This window comes from Amycolatopsis roodepoortensis (assembly GCF_014873915.1).
GTDB classification, from domain to species: domain Bacteria; phylum Actinomycetota; class Actinomycetes; order Mycobacteriales; family Pseudonocardiaceae; genus Amycolatopsis; species Amycolatopsis roodepoortensis.
In genome coordinates this window covers 1515034-1530324 of record NZ_JADBEJ010000004.1, presented here as the reverse complement: position 1 = coordinate 1530324, position 15291 = coordinate 1515034, and the positions used below count along the sequence as shown (strand labels likewise).

The 15291-nt window shown below is 69.3% G+C and carries 13 protein-coding genes; 7 read left to right on the top strand and 6 right to left on the bottom strand.

All coding sequences use genetic code 11. The annotated features are described in order from the left end of the window. Positions 1-201 precede the first annotated feature (201 nt). Positions 202-1830 (top strand): chaperonin GroEL, encoded by a 1629-nt coding sequence (gene groL / locus H4W30_RS17930; RefSeq protein ID WP_005164277.1) that lies wholly within the window; start codon positions 202-204, stop codon positions 1828-1830. Between the two features lie 265 nt (positions 1831-2095). On the opposite strand, the gene H4W30_RS17925 is transcribed toward groL, so the two are convergent. Beyond that, entirely contained in the window at positions 2096-2320 is a 225-nt protein-coding gene (locus H4W30_RS17925; protein ID WP_126730366.1) for a PspC domain-containing protein, read from the bottom strand. A 128-nt stretch (positions 2321-2448) separates the two neighbouring features. Between H4W30_RS17925 and H4W30_RS17920 the strand changes: the two genes are divergently transcribed. The 4 genes from H4W30_RS17920 to H4W30_RS17905 all read left to right on the top strand — a co-directional run bounded on the left by H4W30_RS17920 (position 2449) and on the right by H4W30_RS17905 (position 5772). Beyond that, the gene (locus tag H4W30_RS17920; RefSeq protein WP_192743824.1) at positions 2449-3219 is read left to right on the top strand and encodes a nucleotidyltransferase domain-containing protein; all 771 of its coding nucleotides are present in this window, start codon (positions 2449-2451) and stop codon (positions 3217-3219) included. Then, positions 3219-4013, top strand: a complete 795-nt coding sequence (locus H4W30_RS17915; RefSeq protein ID WP_192743823.1) for a transporter substrate-binding domain-containing protein — start codon at positions 3219-3221, stop codon at positions 4011-4013. Before H4W30_RS17920 ends, H4W30_RS17915 begins: the two co-directional genes overlap by 1 nt. 78 nt (positions 4014-4091) lie before the next feature. Further along, positions 4092-4706, top strand: coding sequence for an RlpA-like double-psi beta-barrel domain-containing protein (locus tag H4W30_RS17910; protein ID WP_192743822.1), 615 nt, complete (start codon positions 4092-4094; stop codon positions 4704-4706). A gap of 157 nt (positions 4707-4863) precedes the next feature. Further along, a complete protein-coding gene (locus H4W30_RS17905; protein ID WP_192743821.1) occupies positions 4864-5772 on the top strand; it encodes a M23 family metallopeptidase in 909 nt (302 codons plus the stop codon). Between the two features lie 39 nt (positions 5773-5811). On the opposite strand, the gene H4W30_RS17900 is transcribed toward H4W30_RS17905, so the two are convergent. Continuing rightward, positions 5812-6756 (bottom strand): o-succinylbenzoate synthase, encoded by a 945-nt coding sequence (locus tag H4W30_RS17900; protein WP_192743820.1) that lies wholly within the window; start codon positions 6754-6756, stop codon positions 5812-5814. A gap of 66 nt (positions 6757-6822) precedes the next feature. On the opposite strand from H4W30_RS17900, the gene H4W30_RS17895 reads away from it, so the two are divergent. Continuing rightward, on the top strand, positions 6823-9636 hold the full coding sequence (locus tag H4W30_RS17895) for a BTAD domain-containing putative transcriptional regulator (protein WP_455423571.1): 2814 nt from the start codon (positions 6823-6825) through the stop codon (positions 9634-9636). A gap of 115 nt (positions 9637-9751) precedes the next feature. Here H4W30_RS17895 and H4W30_RS17890 read toward each other — a convergent pair whose 3' ends face one another. The 3 genes from H4W30_RS17890 to H4W30_RS17880 all read right to left on the bottom strand — a co-directional run bounded on the left by H4W30_RS17890 (position 9752) and on the right by H4W30_RS17880 (position 13540). Beyond that, positions 9752-10567, bottom strand: coding sequence for a DUF72 domain-containing protein (locus H4W30_RS17890; RefSeq protein WP_192743818.1), 816 nt, complete (start codon positions 10565-10567; stop codon positions 9752-9754). 52 nt (positions 10568-10619) lie between these two features. Further along, on the bottom strand, positions 10620-11375 hold the full coding sequence (locus H4W30_RS17885) for a DUF4253 domain-containing protein (RefSeq protein ID WP_192743817.1): 756 nt from the start codon (positions 11373-11375) through the stop codon (positions 10620-10622). 518 nt (positions 11376-11893) lie between these two features. Then, on the bottom strand, positions 11894-13540 hold the full coding sequence (locus H4W30_RS17880; protein WP_037335606.1) for a DNA repair helicase XPB: 1647 nt from the start codon (positions 13538-13540) through the stop codon (positions 11894-11896). An 85-nt stretch (positions 13541-13625) separates the two neighbouring features. On the opposite strand from H4W30_RS17880, the gene H4W30_RS17875 reads away from it, so the two are divergent. Continuing rightward, complete coding sequence (locus H4W30_RS17875) at positions 13626-14261, top strand: LppU/SCO3897 family protein (RefSeq protein ID WP_192743816.1); 636 nt, start codon at positions 13626-13628, stop codon at positions 14259-14261. Between the two features lie 50 nt (positions 14262-14311). Here H4W30_RS17875 and H4W30_RS17870 read toward each other — a convergent pair whose 3' ends face one another. Further along, on the bottom strand, positions 14312-15271 hold the full coding sequence (locus H4W30_RS17870; protein WP_192743815.1) for an ABC transporter substrate-binding protein: 960 nt from the start codon (positions 15269-15271) through the stop codon (positions 14312-14314). Positions 15272-15291 lie beyond the last annotated feature (20 nt).

Here is a 15291-nt window from a genome sequence, read left to right as displayed (position 1 = left end):
TAAACACGACATTGGCACTCGACGCCGTCGAGTGCCAGGCAGAGCGGTCACCGATCGCTCGCCTGAAGGTCGGGACGGTGAGGCCGCACCCTTGATCGGGTGGGTCGTCCGTCGCGGGCACCGAGCCTGGCCGAGGAAGAGTCCTGCCGCCGCGCTGTAGTAGGCGTGCGGCGGCGCCCAATACCGGAGGACCACACCGCAATGGCCAAACTGATCGCGTTCGACGAGGACGCCCGCCGCGGTCTTGAGCGCGGCTTGAACACCCTCGCCGAAGCCGTCAAGGTGACCCTCGGCCCGCGGGGCCGGAACGTCGTGCTCGAAAAGAAGTGGGGCGCGCCGACGATCACCAACGACGGTGTCTCCATCGCCAAGGAGATCGAGCTCGAGGACCCGTGGGAGAAGATCGGGGCCGAGCTCGTCAAGGAAGTTGCCAAGAAGACCGACGACGTCGCGGGTGACGGCACCACCACCGCCACCGTGCTCGCCCAGGCTCTCGTCCGCGAGGGTCTGCGCAACGTCGCCGCCGGGGCCGACCCCATCAGCCTGAAGCGCGGCATCGAGGCGGCCGTCGAGGCCATCACCGAGCAGCTGCACAAGGCCGCCGTCCAGATCGAGACCAAGGAGCAGATCGCCGCCACCGCGTCGATCTCCGCCGCGGACCGCACCATCGGTGAGCTCATCGCCGAGGCGCTGGACAAGGTCGGCAAGGAAGGCGTCGTCACCGTCGAGGAGAGCAACACCTTCGGGCTCGAGCTCGAGCTCACCGAGGGTATGCGCTTCGACAAGGGCTACATCTCCGGTTACTTCGTGACCGACCCGGAGCGTCAGGAAGCCGAGCTCGAGGACCCGTACGTCCTCCTCTTCGGCTCCAAGATCTCCACTGTCAAGGACGTCCTGCCGCTGCTGGAGAAGGTCATCCAGTCCGGCAAGCCGCTGCTGATCATCGCCGAGGACGTCGAGGGCGAGGCCCTGGCCACCCTCATCGTCAACAAGATGCGTGGCACCTTCAAGTCCGTCGCCGTCAAGGCCCCGGGCTTCGGTGACCGCCGCAAGGCGATCCTGCAGGACATCGCGATCCTGACCGGTGGCCAGGTCATCTCCGAGGACGTCGGCCTCAAGCTGGAGAACGCGGACCTTTCCCTGCTGGGCAAGGCGCGCAAGGCCGTCATCACCAAGGACGAGACCACCATCGTCGAGGGTGCGGGCGACGCCGACCAGATCCAGGGTCGCGTCAACCAGATCCGCGCCGAGATCGACAACTCGGACTCGGACTACGACCGCGAGAAGCTCCAGGAGCGTCTGGCGAAGCTGGCCGGCGGCGTGGCCGTCATCAAGGCCGGTGCCGCCACCGAGGTCGAGCTGAAGGAGCGCAAGCACCGCATCGAGGACGCGGTGCGCAACGCCAAGGCCGCCGTCGAAGAGGGCATCGTCGCCGGTGGTGGCGTGGCTCTCATCCAGGCCGCCGAGGCCGCCTTCGCCGGTCTGAAGCTCGAGGGCGACGAGGCCACTGGTGCCAACATCGTCAAGGTCGCCGTCGAGGCGCCGCTCAAGCAGATCGCGATCAACGCCGGCCTCGAAGGCGGCGTCGTGGCGGAGAAGGTCAAGTCCCTCCCGCAGGGTCACGGCCTCAACGCCGCCACCGGTGTCTACGAGGACCTGCTCGCCGCCGGCGTGCCGGACCCCACGAAGGTCACCCGCTCCGCGCTCCAGAACGCCGCTTCCATCGCGGCGCTGTTCCTGACCACCGAAGCCGTCGTGGCGGACAAGCCGGAGAAGGCCTCGGCCGCTCCCGCCGACCCGTCCGGTGGCATGGGCGGCATGGACTTCTGAGTTCGAGCCTGTAGCACCACCGGAAAGCCCGGACGCGCCTCGCGCGTCCGGGCTTTTCCTTTGTCTCGTGCGCGTAACTCGCGTGATCAGGGGCGTAACTCACGTGATTGGAGGCGCAACTCGCGTGATACGCCTCCAATCACGCGAGTTACGCCTCCAATCACGCGTGATGCGGCGAAAGGCCCGGGCATCCCCATGCCCGGGCCTTTCGTCTTGTCCCCCTGCCCCTCGGACGCCGCGCCCCCTGCGCGCGGCGTCCGCCCCGTCAGGATTCGCCCGGCTGTTCCGGAGTCAGGAGCCACGCGGCGGCGTAGAGCGGGATCGCGAATCCGGCGGTGAAGAAGACGCCCGCCACGAGGGCGATGCGCAGGATCGCGGCGTCGACGCCGAGGTAGGCGGCCCAGCCGCCGGCGACGCCCGCGACCATCTTGTCGGTGCGGCTGCGGTAGAGCTTCTTGGTGGCCTGGGGGGTGTACACGCTGTTGGTCATGGCTCAATGTTCGCTTCGGGACGACCCTCGGCGCATCGGGGAACGGCCCCGAGCCGACCCTGGAATCCGACCCTGAGGGGCCGAAAACCGGATGCCCCGGGAGTGCCCGCGCTGGTACGACTTCTCCGGTGAAACACGACAGCCCCGAATTCGCCGCCATCGCCGAGCAGGGCACCATCCTGCGGTGCCAGGTCGGTTCCGGTCTGCACGGCACCGCCGTGCTCGGCCAGGACGACCGCGACGAACTCGGCATCTGCGTCGAGCCGCCGGACCACGTCATCGGCTTGAAGCGGTTCGAGCAGTACATCTTCCGCACTCAGCCCGAAGGCGTCCGGTCCGGTCCCGGCGATCTCGACCTGATCGTCTACTCGTTGCGCAAGTGGCTGCGGCTCGTGCTCAACGGGAACCCGACCGTGCTGCTGCCGCTGTTCGCGCCCGAGACCGAGATCGTGGCGATCGACGAGCTCGGTGCCGAACTGCGCGAGAACGCGCACCGGATCGTCTCGCGCCGCGCGGGCCTGCGGTTCCTCGGCTACTCCCGTGCGCAGCGCGAGCGGATGCTGGGGCTGCGGGGCAAGGCCGGGCGGCCGGAGCTGATCGAGAAGTACGGCTTCGACACGAAGTTCGCCATGCACATGGTGCGGCTCGGCGTCCAGGGCGTGGAGCTGCTGGAGACCGGGCGGATCACGTTGCCGGTCCCCGAACCGTGGCTCGGCTGGCTGCGCGATCTGAGGCAGGGAAAGAAAACCCGCGAGGAAGCCCTGGAAGCGGCCGAGTCGCTCGAGAGCCGTCTCGGTGAACTCGTGCGCGGGGCTTCGCCGCTGCCGGAGGAGCCTGACACCGCCTGGGTCGACGCTTGGCTCGTGCAGGCCTACCTCCGGGCGTGGAAAATGCCTTGATGACGATCAAAGCGAAAGTGCTCACGTTCGGGGTCGCGGTGCTGACCGTGCTGGGAATCGGCACGGCCGGCGCCGCCCCTGAAGGTCATGGCGCGCAGAGCAGGCTCGACCTCGTCCAGGCTCGCGGCGAGATCCGCGTGTGTTCGACGGGCGACTATCGCCCGTTCACCTATCGCGACGCGGCGGGCGCGTGGAGCGGGATCGACATCGACCTCGCGGGCGACCTCGCGAAGCGGCTCGGCGTCCGGCTCCAGCTGGTCCAGACCACCTGGAAGGCGATCGCCGACGACGTCGGGCGGAAATGCGATCTGGCGATGGGCGGGGTGTCGGTGACGCTGGACCGCGCGAAGAAGGGGTTCTACACCGTGCCCTATCTCCGTGACGGCAAGACACCGATCACCTTGTGCGAGAACGAAAAACGGTTCCAGACGCTGGAGCAGATCGACCAGCCGGGCGTCCGGGCGATCGTGAATCCGGGTGGTACCAACGAACAGTTCGCCGACGCCAATCTCAAGCGCGCGACCATCGTGCGGCATCCGGACAACAACACGATCTTCGCCGAGATCCTGGCAGGCCGGGCCGATCTGATGATCACCGACGCGACCGAAACCCGTTGGCAGGCAAAGCAGAACCCGCGCCTGTGCGCGGTGCATCCCGACGAGCCGTTCACCTTCTCGGAGAAGGCGTACCTGCTGCCGCGCGACGTCGTGTTCAAGGAGTGGGTCGACCAGTGGCTGCATCTCGCGCTGAACGACGGCACCTACGCGCGGATCGCGAAACCCTGGCTCGGCTGAAACCGGTTTGAACCACTTCCGTTATCCGGCCGTATCCCTGGATGTGGGTGAGGAGGAACCAGACCGGAGGAAGCACCGATGATGAACAGTGCCGGGAAACACCGCAAGCGCGCGACGATCGGCATCGCGTCCCTTCTCGGCGTGGCCGCCATCGCCGCGGCGATGTTCGCGATCAGCACTCCGGACGGGCAGGCCGCGGAAAGTTGTCAGGGACTGGACACCGCCCTGCGGAACAACCTGAACTTCATCGCGGGCCAGCAGGCCGATCCGGACGCGCAGTCCGGGGCGCGGATCGCGAACCGGCAGGCCGTCGTCGACCTCATCCAGCAGCGTCGCGAAGCCGCGGGATGCACCGAGGAGGTACAGGCCGACGCGGTGAAGCAGGAGCAGGACGACGCCATGGCGGGCGAGGCCGTCGATCAGGAAGCGGAGGCCGCCGGTGAAGGCGAAGTCGTCTGTCAGGGCTCCACGGTGACACTGTCCGGCGAGGGCGGCGCCCCCGCGGCGTCCAGCAGCGAATTCCCGGCGGGCACCAAGCTGAAGGTGACGAACCTGGACAACGAGAAGTCCACGACCGTCGAGGTCACCGGCGTCTCCGGTAGTTGCGCGCTGCTGAACAACGCGGCCTTCGAGCAGGTCCGCGAACCCGGGAAGTTCCTGATTCGCCGGGCCACCATCGAGCGGGTCGGCTGAGACACCCGCACCGGGGCGGGGAAGACGCGGACGGTCCCGGTGCGGAGGCGGCACGAGTCCTCCTGGTCCCCTCGGCCAGGAGGGCTCGTGGTCGTTTGTATCTCGCTTGTACGGCCTTTCGGGACGCTTCTCGCGAAACGCCGAGAAAGGACAACCGATGAGATTCAGACGAGTGGTCACGGCGGCCGCCACCGCCTTGCTGGGCATGGCCGGGCTGGCGATCACCGCGACGTCGGCCGAGGCCGCCGTCGGGCCGCGTCCCAACTTCCAGCTCCCGTTCCCCTGCAACCAGGTGTGGAACGGCGACAACGACAACAGCAGCGCGCACCGGGCCTACGAGATCGACTTCAACCGTGGCAGCTCCGCGGGGGCGGACCTCGGCGACACCGTGGTCGCCGCGGCGGCGGGCAAGGTCGTCATCTCGGCGCACCAGGGTTCGGCCAACGGGTTCGGCAACCTGGTGAAGATCGACCACGGTGGGGGCTGGTCGACCTACTACGCGCACCTGAAGGTCCGCTCGGTCGCGCTCAACGCGCAGGTCGCGCAGGGGCAGAAGATCGGCGAGGTCGGCAACACCTCCAAGCCGGGCAACAACATCAGCCCGCACCTGCACTACGAGGTCCGCACCAACGACTCGTCGTGGCCGAGCAACATCCAGCCCGCGTACTTCAACGGCGTGCGGTTCGGCTACCCCAACGCGAACGTGACCTCGAAGAACACCTGTAGCGGCAACGGGAATCCCAACCCGTACGACGCCGTCGAGGTGTGCGGCGACGGCTACAAGGTGATCGACTCGCAGGCGCTCGGCAGCGCCGCGACCACTTACCTGCTGTACAACTCCGCGAACCAGAACAACTGCGTCGCCACCATCAAGGCCACCTCGGTCGGGACGGGCAGCGCGGTTTCCGCCTTCCTCGAAGTCCAGGGTTCGGCGAGGAAGACCGACTCCGGCAGCTTCGAGTACTACGCGGGCCCGGTGAGCGCGGCCGCCGGCGCGAAGTGCGTCCGGTGGGGCGGCTCGGCGGGTTCCAACACCTACGAATCGCCTTTCGAGCACTGCAGCTGAACCCGGTGAACGCGCCGTTCCTCGCGAGGAACGGCGCGTTCATGGCGTCCGGAGGTGAGCGTGGACGCGGGTGAGGCGGGCTTCCCAGGCGGCCCGGACGTCCGGGGTGGCGGCGTGTGCGGCGAACAGATCGGGAGCGGGAGCCTGAAGCGGCACCGGCAGCCGACCGTCCACAGGAGACAATGAGTCGCCGCAGACGTCCCCCGTCAGCAAGGACATCGTGCCCAGCCCGCAGGCGAAGTCCAATGTGGGCAGTGCGCCCGCGAGGGCCAGCCCGGCGGCGAGACCGACGCTCGTCTCGACGGCGGACGAGACGACGCACGGCAGCCCGCACGCTTCGGCGACCTCCAGCGCGCGCCGGACCCCGCCCAGCGGCGCGACCTTCAGCACGGCGACGTCGGCCGCCCCCGCCACGGCCACCTTGAGCGGATCCTCCGCCCGGCGGATGGACTCGTCCGCGGCGATCCGCACACCGACCCGGCGCCGGACGTCGGCGAGTTCCTCGATCGACGGGCACGGCTGCTCGACGTATTCGAGCCCGCCGGCCGCGCGGTCCAGTTCACCGATGGCCTTGACCGCGGTGTCCACGTCCCAGGCCATGTTCGCGTCGACGCGGACCGCGCCCCGCGGGCCCAGCGCGGACCGCACCGCCTCCACCCGGGCGCAGTCCTCGGCGAGGCTCACCCGTGGGTCGGCGACCTTCACCTTCGCCGTGCGGCACCCCGACGCGGACACGAGTTCGTACGCCTTGTCCGGCGACACCACCGGGACGGTCGCGTTCACCTCGACGCTCTCCCGCACCGGCGACGGCCAGCCGCGCTCGCTCGCCTCCAGCGCGGACGCCAGCCACGGCGCGCTCTCGGCGTCGGAGTAGTCGGAGAACGGGCAGAATTCGCCCCAGCCAGCTTCGCCGCGGATCAGCAGTCCTTCACGGACGGTGATGCCGCGGAACCGCGTGCGCAGGGGGATCGCGTAGACGTCCATCGGCACCGATCATGCCACCGCGGGAATCACGTGCCGTTTGTCCGGGTTCCCGACAGAATGAGCGACGTGGCACTCGACTTTCGCGTGCTGGGGCCCACGGAGGTCACGGCGGACGGGCTGCCGGTGCCCTTGGGCGGCAGCAGGCCGCTCATCGTGCTGGCAGGCCTGTTGCTGCGCGCGAACACGGTGGTCCCGGTCGAGGAACTGGGCCGCTGGCTGTGGCCGGACGACCGGCGGCGGTCGAAGGGAGCCCTGCAGACCTACGTCCTGCGGGTCCGGCGCGCACTCGGCGACGACGTCGCCATCCGCACCGAACGCGGCGGCTACCTGCTCGAACTCGACGAGAAGCTGCTCGACCTCGCCCGGTTCCGGTCACTCGCCGCGGCCGGGACGGAGGCCGCGCGGGACGGTGACCTGCGCGTGGCCGCGGACCGGTTCGCCGCCGCGCTGGCCGAGTGGCGTGGCCCGGCGTTGCAGAACGTCCACTCCGAAGCGCTGCTTCGGGACGAAGCCGACCAGCTGGGCGAAGAGCGGCTGCGCGTGCGCGAACAGTGGGCCGACGCGCTCATCGCCCTCGGCGATCACGCCACCGTCGTCCCCGAGCTGACCAGGCTGTGCCGCGAGCACCCGTTGCGGGAGCGGCTGCACGAACAGCTGATGATCGCGCTCTACCGCTCCGGCAGGCAGGCCGAGGCGCTGGACGTCTACCGCCGGATCGGTGCGGTGCTGGCCGAAGAACTCGGCCTCGACCCCGGCGCGTCGCTGCGGCGGGCGCACCAGGCCATCCTGACCGGTGAAGAGTCCGTCGAGACCACATTGGACTCCGGACTGACGCGGTACCGGCTCGGCGCCGAACCGTTGATCCCTCGTCAGCTCCCCGCCGATCTCCGCGTGTTCTCCGGCCGCCAACGCGACCTCAAGGCGTTGCACGGTCTCGTCCCGGAGGCGCTGGACACCGAGCGATCGACGCCCATCGCGTCAATCGAGGGGATGGGCGGTATCGGCAAGACGACCCTCGCCGTCCACTTCGCGCACGAGGTCGGGGACCGCTTCCCGGGCGGGCAGGTGTACCTCAATCTGCGCGGTTACGGCCCCGGTGAGCCGGTCGAAGCCGCCGCCGCGCTCGAAACCATGCTCGTCTCCGTCGGCGTCCCCGCCGACCGGATCCCCGCCGACGTCGACGGCCGCGCGGCCACCTGGCGCACCTACAGCGCCGGCCGCCGGATGCTGATCCTGCTCGACAACGCGGGGAGCACCGAGCAGATCAGGCCGCTGCTGCCCGGCCCCGGTTGCCTGGTGCTGGTGACCAGCCGATGGCAGTTGCAGGCGCTCGTGGCGACCCACGGCGCGCGGCGCGTCGCGCTGGAGGAGCTGCCGGACGAGGACGCCATCGCGCTCCTCGCGTCGACGATCGGGCTGGACCGGGTCGCCGAAGATCCCGAGGCCACCGAACGGTTCGTCCGGTACTGCGGCGGGCTGCCGCTGGCCATCCGGATCCTCGCGGTGCGGGCGGCGCAGTTCCCGGACCTCGGGTTGCGGGAGTTCGTCCGGCTGCTGGAAGCCGAACAGGACCGGCTTGGCTCGTTCGACCTCGCCGACGGGGACGAGACGAACATCCGAGCCGTCTTCTCGTACTCGTACCGGGCGCTCGACGAACGCGCCGCGCGGCTGCTGCGGCTGCTCGGCCTGCCCACCGGCGGTGACTTCAGCTTGCCCGCGGCGGCGGCGGTGGCCGGGGTCGACATCGCCGAAGCGCAAGAAGATCTCGCGAAACTCGCGGCCGCGCACCTGATCGCGCGGTCCAAGCCCGGCCGCTACCAGTTCCACGACCTGATCCGCGCGTACGCGGCCGAGCTGTCGGCGAAGATCGACGGGCCCGAAGCGCGGACGGCCGTGCTCGACAGACTGCTCCACGCGTCGCTGGCCTCGGCGCTGAACGCGTCGAGGCTTCTGCGTCCGGAACGGCATTACCGGCTCGTCGAACCCGAGCGATTCGACGGCGACGGCCTGCGGTTCGGGCATTACGAGCAGGCGCTCGACTGGTTCGACGAGGAGGCGGGGAACCTCATCGCCGCGGTGAACGTCGCGTACCGGGAGCGGCGGTACCGGGAGTGCTGGCAGCTGGCGTGGCTGCTGCAGTCGTACTTCATCGTGCGGGCGCGGCTGGAGGACTGGCGTTCGGTGTTCGGGGTGGCGCTCCGCGCCGCCCGCGACCTGGGGGACCGCTCCGGCGAGGCCGCCATCCTCAGCGGGCTCGGCGTGGCCTGCGGGGTCGCCCGCCAGTACGACGACAGCATCGCCTACCTGAAGCAGGTCGTCGAACTGCAACGGCAGGTCGGCGACCGGCAAGGCGAGGCGCGAGCCCTCTACAACCTCACGCTGGCCAGCCAGGATCCCGAAACCGGTTGGGAGTACGGGACACGGGCGTTGCGGCTCATCCGGGAGAGCAACGTCGGCGCCGGCATGGAGGCCAGCGCGTTGCAGGCCCTCGGCGACATCTGCACTCAGGCCGGCCGCTTCCAGCAGGCACTCGACTTCGCCGACCAAGCCCTGGCGCTGGAGGCGCACGCGCTCCCCGACGAAGCCCGCTTCACCCTGCACACCAAGGGGACCGCGCTGGTCGGGCTCGGCCGCGGCGACGAGGGCATCGCCTGTATGCGGCGCGCCGTCGAGATGTTCTTCGCCCACGGCGAGCTCTACGAGGCGGCCGACGTGCTGGCCCAGCTCGGCGGAATCCAGCTGCGGCTCGGTGATCCCTCGTCGGCGCGGGACTGCTGGCTGCGTTCGGTCCGGGTGCTGACCGAGCTTTCGCATCCCGACGCCGAAGACGTCCGGGCCAAGCTGGCCGCGCTCGTCGGCGAAGCCGCCAAGGCGGAGTGAGGCACGGGCGCCCGGCGTGCCGACCCCCAGCCGCAGCACGCGAGTACGCCCGTGCCCGCACACGTCACCTAACAGGACACCGCTCACTGCGCGCTGACTGTGCAGCGTGCGCGGGTCAAGCCAGCATTTTCGCGAGGGTGATCGCGTTCTTCGGCGCCTCGACCTTGACGTCGTTGTCGAAGTAGACGTACGTGTCGCGGCCCCAGCCTTCGATCTTCCTGGCCCACTTCTTCAAAGCCTTGTCGCTGTACCCGCTGACGTACAGCTCCTCGTCGCCGTGCAGGCGGACGTACGCGAACTCGTCGCTCGTCATCTCGTCGACGAACGGGAACTTGCCCGCCGTGTCGGCGACCACGAGGGCGATGCCGTGCTTCCGGAACAGTTCGAGGCTTTCGGGCTCGGCGAAGCTCGGATGCCGTACTTCGACGGCGTGCCGGAGCTTCCGGCGAGGCTTCGGATCGGTGTGCGGCTCGGCCTTCAGCTTGTCGTCGTGCTTGCCCGCGAGCTTGGCGGCGGCGTCACTGGTGCGCGGCAACAGCTTGAAGAACGCCTCGACGCGCTCGGCGTCGAACGCCAGCCGCGGCGGCAGCTGCCAGAGGAACGGCCCCAGTTTCCGGCCGAGCGCCAGCACGCCGGACGCGAAGAAGTTCGCCAGCGGCGCCTCGACGTCACGCAGTTGCTTCATATGCGTGATGAAGCGGCCGCCCTTGACGGCGAAGACGAAGTCGTCCGGTGTGTCTTCGGCCCACGCGCGGTACCGCTCGGGACGCTGCAGCGAGTAGAACGAACCGTTGATCTCGGCCGAGTTCATCCGGGACGACAGGTATTCCAGCTCGCGCCGCTGCACCAGGCCGCGGGGGTAGAAATCCCCGCGCCACGGTGGGTAGCGCCAGCCCGAAGTGCCGATCCTCAGCTCCGCGACGTCGATCACCGCCTTCCCGTGTCGCCCTGATTCCCCCTCCCTTCCCGGGATAAACGCCCGCTCACGCCCACGAGAACCGCCACCTCCGGGTCTGGACCAGGCTGGCGGCGAACTCGCGGAGATTGCCCGGCTGACCGGCGAACGAGGGTAGGCAGAACGCCCGGTGCTCGGCGGCGACGGTGAGCGCGCGGCCCTGGGTGCGCGGCGGCGCGGCCACCGAGAGCTCCATCGAGTCGAAGCCCAGCACCGTGAGCGTCGCGCCGAAACGGTCTTCCCAGCTGCGCAGGACCGCGGACAGCTCGTGGACCTGGTCGGTCGCCTTGATCATGCCCGTCCAGCCGAGGATCGCCGGGATGTCGGCGGGCCGCTCCGTCTGCACCAGCGCCAGCCGATGCGGCCCGCGCGCGGCCAGGATCGACCCGGTGTTGCCGGCCTCGGCCAGCGGATCCGCCCGGCGCGACGGACGGCGGGCCAGCCCGGGGAACTTCGCGCCGAACGGGCGCAGGCAGGCGCCGTCGCAGCACGACGTGTCCCACCAGCGGGCCAGCACCTCGGCCGGATCCACCGAGGCGATCCGGTGGTCGGCGGGGGCGAGCCTGCCGCGGTCGTCTATCCAGTCCTCGCCGTTGGCGGCGAAGCGCTGGTCGTGCGGGATCAGCACCGGCCACAGACCGGAGCGATCGAACTCGGCGACACAGCCGGTGTAGCGCTCCGGCCTGGCCAGCGGCAGATCCGAAACCCAGATCCGGCCGTGCCACCGGCCGGGCGGCAGGGTCTGGACGGGCGGCGTACCCGGACGGAACGGTGCGATCGTCATCGGCTTCCCCTCGAACTGGTGTTCGGTCGACTCTACCCGAACACTAGTTCGAAGCACCGACAGTTTTCGATACCCCGTTTGCGGGATCTCGTGGTGGGTGCCTCAGGTGCCCCTGGTGTCACAGTGGCCACACGGTCTGTCCACAGTGGACTCAGGGGCGGCAAAGGTGCTGTTGCGAAAGCCACTTTCGCAACGTTGAAGGTTGCGAAAGTGGCTTTCGCAACGCGTTGTTCCGCAGGAGGCCAGGCTCCGTGAAGGCCTCCTTACCTACCCTCACGGTAGTGAAGGAGGCCTTCGCTACCCCGTCGTCAGCAGCCGGAAGTACATGAAGGCCCCCTTCCTTGCGCTAGGCGCTAGGAAGGGGGCCTTCATGTACTTACATCGGGCGCAGCAGGTCGTCCGCGTCCACGATCGGCAAGGTGTGAAGGTCGAGTTTCCTCGGCTGAGCCGAGGGAAGGGGTCCTTCACGCGCGGCCGCTGTGGCTGCGGTGGCACCCGGGCCGAGGACTGCCGGACCCCTACATCGGGCGCAGCAGGTCGTCCGCGTCCACGATCCGGTACGCGTACCCCTGCTCCGCCAGGAACCGCTGCCGGTGCGCCGCGTACTCCGTGTCGACGGTGTCCCGCGAGACGACCGAGTAGAAATGCGCCTGCCGCCCGTCGCCCTTGGGCCGCAGCAGCCGCCCGAGCCGCTGCGCCTCTTCCTGCCGCGAGCCGAACGTTCCGGAGATCTGGATCGCGACCGACGCCTCCGGCAGGTCGATCGAGAAGTTCGCGACCTTGGAAACGACCAGCGTCCTGATCTCACCGCGCCGGAAGGCGTCGAACAGCTCTTCGCGTTCCTTGTTCCGTGTCGCGCCCTGGATGACCGGAGCGTCGAGTTCGTCGCCGATCATCTCCAGCTGGTCGAGATAGGCCCCGATGACCAGCGTCGGCTCGCCGGGATGCCGGTCGACCAGCGATTTGATCACCTTGGTCTTGGTGTCCGCGGTCGCCGCCAGCTTGTACCGCTCCTCGGCCTCGGCCGTCGCGTACGCGAGCCTCTCGGCGTCGGTCAGCGTCACCCGGACCTCGGTGCATTCCGCCGGCGCGATCCAGCCCTGCGCCTCGATGTCGCGCCACGGGACGTCGTATCGCTTCGGGCCGATCAGGGAGAACACGTCTCCCTCGCGCCCGTCCTCGCGCACCAGGGTCGCGGTCAGCCCGAGCCGCCGCCGCGACTGCAGGTCCGCGGTCATCCGGAACACCGGGGCGGGCAGCAGGTGGACCTCGTCGTAGACGACCAGGCCCCAGTCCCGCGAATCGAACAGGTCCAGATGCTTGTACTCGCCCTTGGTCTTGCGCGTGACCACCTGGTACGTCGCGATGGTGACCGGCCGGATCTCCTTCTTCTCCCCGGAGTACTCGCCGATCTCCTCCTCGGTGAGCGAGGTCCGCGCGACCAGCTCCCGCTTCCACTGCCGTCCGGCGACGGTGTTCGTCACCAGGATCAGCGTGGTCGCCTTCGCGTGCGCCATGGCCGCGGCGCCGACCAGCGTCTTGCCCGCGCCGCACGGCAGCACCACGACGCCGGACCCGCCCGCCCAGAACGCCTCGGCGGCCTTTCGCTGGTAGTCGCGCAGCTCCCAGTCGTCCTCGGCGAGGTCGATCGGGTGCGCCTCGCCGTCGACGTAACCGGCGAGGTCTTCCGCGGGCCAGCCGACCTTCAGCAGCGCTTGTTTCAGCCGCCCGCGTTCGGACGGGTGCACGACGACGGTGTCGTCGTCGATCCGAGCGCCCAGCATCGGGCTGATCTTCTTGTGCCGGAGGATCTCCTCCAGCACCGCGCGGTCGATGGTCGACATCACCAGGCCGTGCGCCGGGTGGTTCGCGATCTGCAGCCGCCCGAACCGGCCCATCGTGTCCACGATGTCGATGAGCAGCGGCTGGGGGACGGGGAAGCGCGAGTACGTCGTCAGCGCGTCGACGACCTGTTCGGCGTCGTGGCCCGCCGCGCGGGCGTTCCACAACGCCAGTGGCGTGATCCGGTAGGTGTGGACGTGCTCGGGCGCGCGTTCCAGTTCGGCGAACGGCGCGATGGCGATCCGCGCGTCGTCGGCCTGGCTGTTGTCGACCTCGAGGAGCACGGTCTTGTCGGATTGGACGATCAGCGGGCCATCGGTCACATCCTCCTTTATACGTTCCGGCCACACCGGCTCCCGCCGCGGCACCGCTGGTGGAAGGATGTGCGGAAGGTGACTGGAGGGGACCTTGACGACTACACCGACCGGCGGGATGCCCGAGTACGATCCGTTCAACGCGCCCGCGCCGCTGCCGTCGATGCCGGAGGCGGTACCGCCGACACCGTTCCCCAAGCCGCCACCCCTGAGCGTGCTGGCCAAGGTCTCGATCGTGCTGGGCGTCGTCGCCGCGCTCGGGCTGGGGAGCCTGGCCGCCTTCGGGCTATCGCAGTCGAGCAGGTACACCAAGGTCGAAGCGGGTAAATGCCTGTACCTGACCGACGAGGCGGGCGGCAACCAGAGCTACACGACGGCCAGCTGCTCGTCGGACCGCGCGACCTTCCGGGTCGACGAGGTGCGGACGGGCTCGTCGGACTGCCGTAGCGCCGACTACATCCAGTTCGAGCTGTACGGGGGTTCGTCGAGCAAGAGGGCGGAAAAGACGCTCTGTCTCGCGTTGAACGTCGAAAGCGGGGATTGCCTGCGCGACGTCGTGCACGAGACGCGGGTCGCGAAGGTCCGCTGCAGCGACATCAGCGCGGAGGCGCGCGCGACGGTGATGCGGGGCTCGACGGAGTACGCCTGTTCGTCGGACGACACCGCCCTGCACTACACCGGACCGCCCGAGCGCACCGTGTGTCTCAGGCCGACCGGGGAAAATATTTAGCAGTCAGGCGCAGCCTGCCCGTTGAGGGTGGCGGCGGGGCGGGGTCCGGGTTAGGGCCGCGCCACCATCGACTGCACGTCGAGGCGCGCGCCGAGCATGCCGGAGTTGTGCATCAGGTCGGCCACGCGTTGCAGCCGGATGCCGTTGAGGGACACCGGGTACGTCCCGAGTGAGATCAGCGAAGCCGTCGTCCGGTCGATGTCGGAGAACGACGGCAGCGCGTCGCGGACGACGGCGGGATCGGCCGCCCGCACCTGCGCTTCGCCGAGCACCTTGCGGAAGACCGCGAGCGTGCGGGCGTTGGCCTGCCCGAAGGCTCCCGTCGAAACGTAGGACGACATCGGGAAGTCCAGCGTCGCGCCGCGGGCGCCGTCGGCGAGGATGCTCGCCCCGAGCTCCTTCTCGGCCCTGGTGATGTACGGCTCGACCATCCACGCGGCGTCGGCCTCGCCCGCCTGCAACGCCTGGGGCATGCGGTCGAACGGGTGCTGCTTGAACTGGATGCGGGTCGCGTCGACGCCTGCGGTCGCCAGTACCGATCGCGCCGCCAGCACACCGACGTCGTCGAGCATGTTCACCGCGATCTTCGGTGACTTCTTCAGCGTCGGCTCGGTGTAGTCGGAGCCGGGGAGTGTGACGAGCGCCATGGTGTTGCGGCCGGCGGTGTACGCCTCGCCCTGCAACTGGAGCGCCGTCCCGGCCGCGGCGGCGCGGAAGATCGACACGTCGCTGGCGAACGCCAGGTCGACCTCGCCCGCGGAGAGCTTGCCGATCGCCTGGTCGGCGGGGACTTCGACGAGGGTCACGGAAAGGCCGGCCGCGGTGAACTTCCCGTCGGCGACGGCGACCCGCAACGGCGCCGTGTCGATGGGGCTCCCGACGCCGATACGCAGTTCCGTCCGTTCGAGTGGCGCGTCGGTACTTGCGTCACCACCGGAAAACACTCCGCAACCGGCGGCCGCCAGCAGTGCCGCTACCAGCGGAATCGCCAAGACGCGCATCTTCGTCACCGCTCACCTACCGAGAGAAT

Excerpts from the sequence above, each read along its gene's own strand:
- H4W30_RS17905 (WP_192743821.1), top strand. The coding sequence starts at position 4,864 with ATGAGATTCAGACGAGTGGTCACGGCGGCCGCCACCGCCTTGCTGGGC.
- H4W30_RS17915 (WP_192743823.1), top strand. The coding sequence starts at position 3,219 with ATGACGATCAAAGCGAAAGTGCTCACGTTCGGGGTCGCGGTGCTGACC.
- H4W30_RS17925 (WP_126730366.1), bottom strand. The coding sequence starts at position 2,320 with ATGACCAACAGCGTGTACACCCCCCAGGCCACCAAGAAGCTCTACCGC.
- H4W30_RS17885 (WP_192743817.1), bottom strand. The coding sequence starts at position 11,375 with ATGACGATCGCACCGTTCCGTCCGGGTACGCCGCCCGTCCAGACCCTG.
- H4W30_RS17900 (WP_192743820.1), bottom strand. The coding sequence starts at position 6,756 with ATGGACGTCTACGCGATCCCCCTGCGCACGCGGTTCCGCGGCATCACC.
- H4W30_RS17910 (WP_192743822.1), top strand. The coding sequence starts at position 4,092 with ATGATGAACAGTGCCGGGAAACACCGCAAGCGCGCGACGATCGGCATC.
- groL (WP_005164277.1), top strand. The coding sequence starts at position 202 with ATGGCCAAACTGATCGCGTTCGACGAGGACGCCCGCCGCGGTCTTGAG.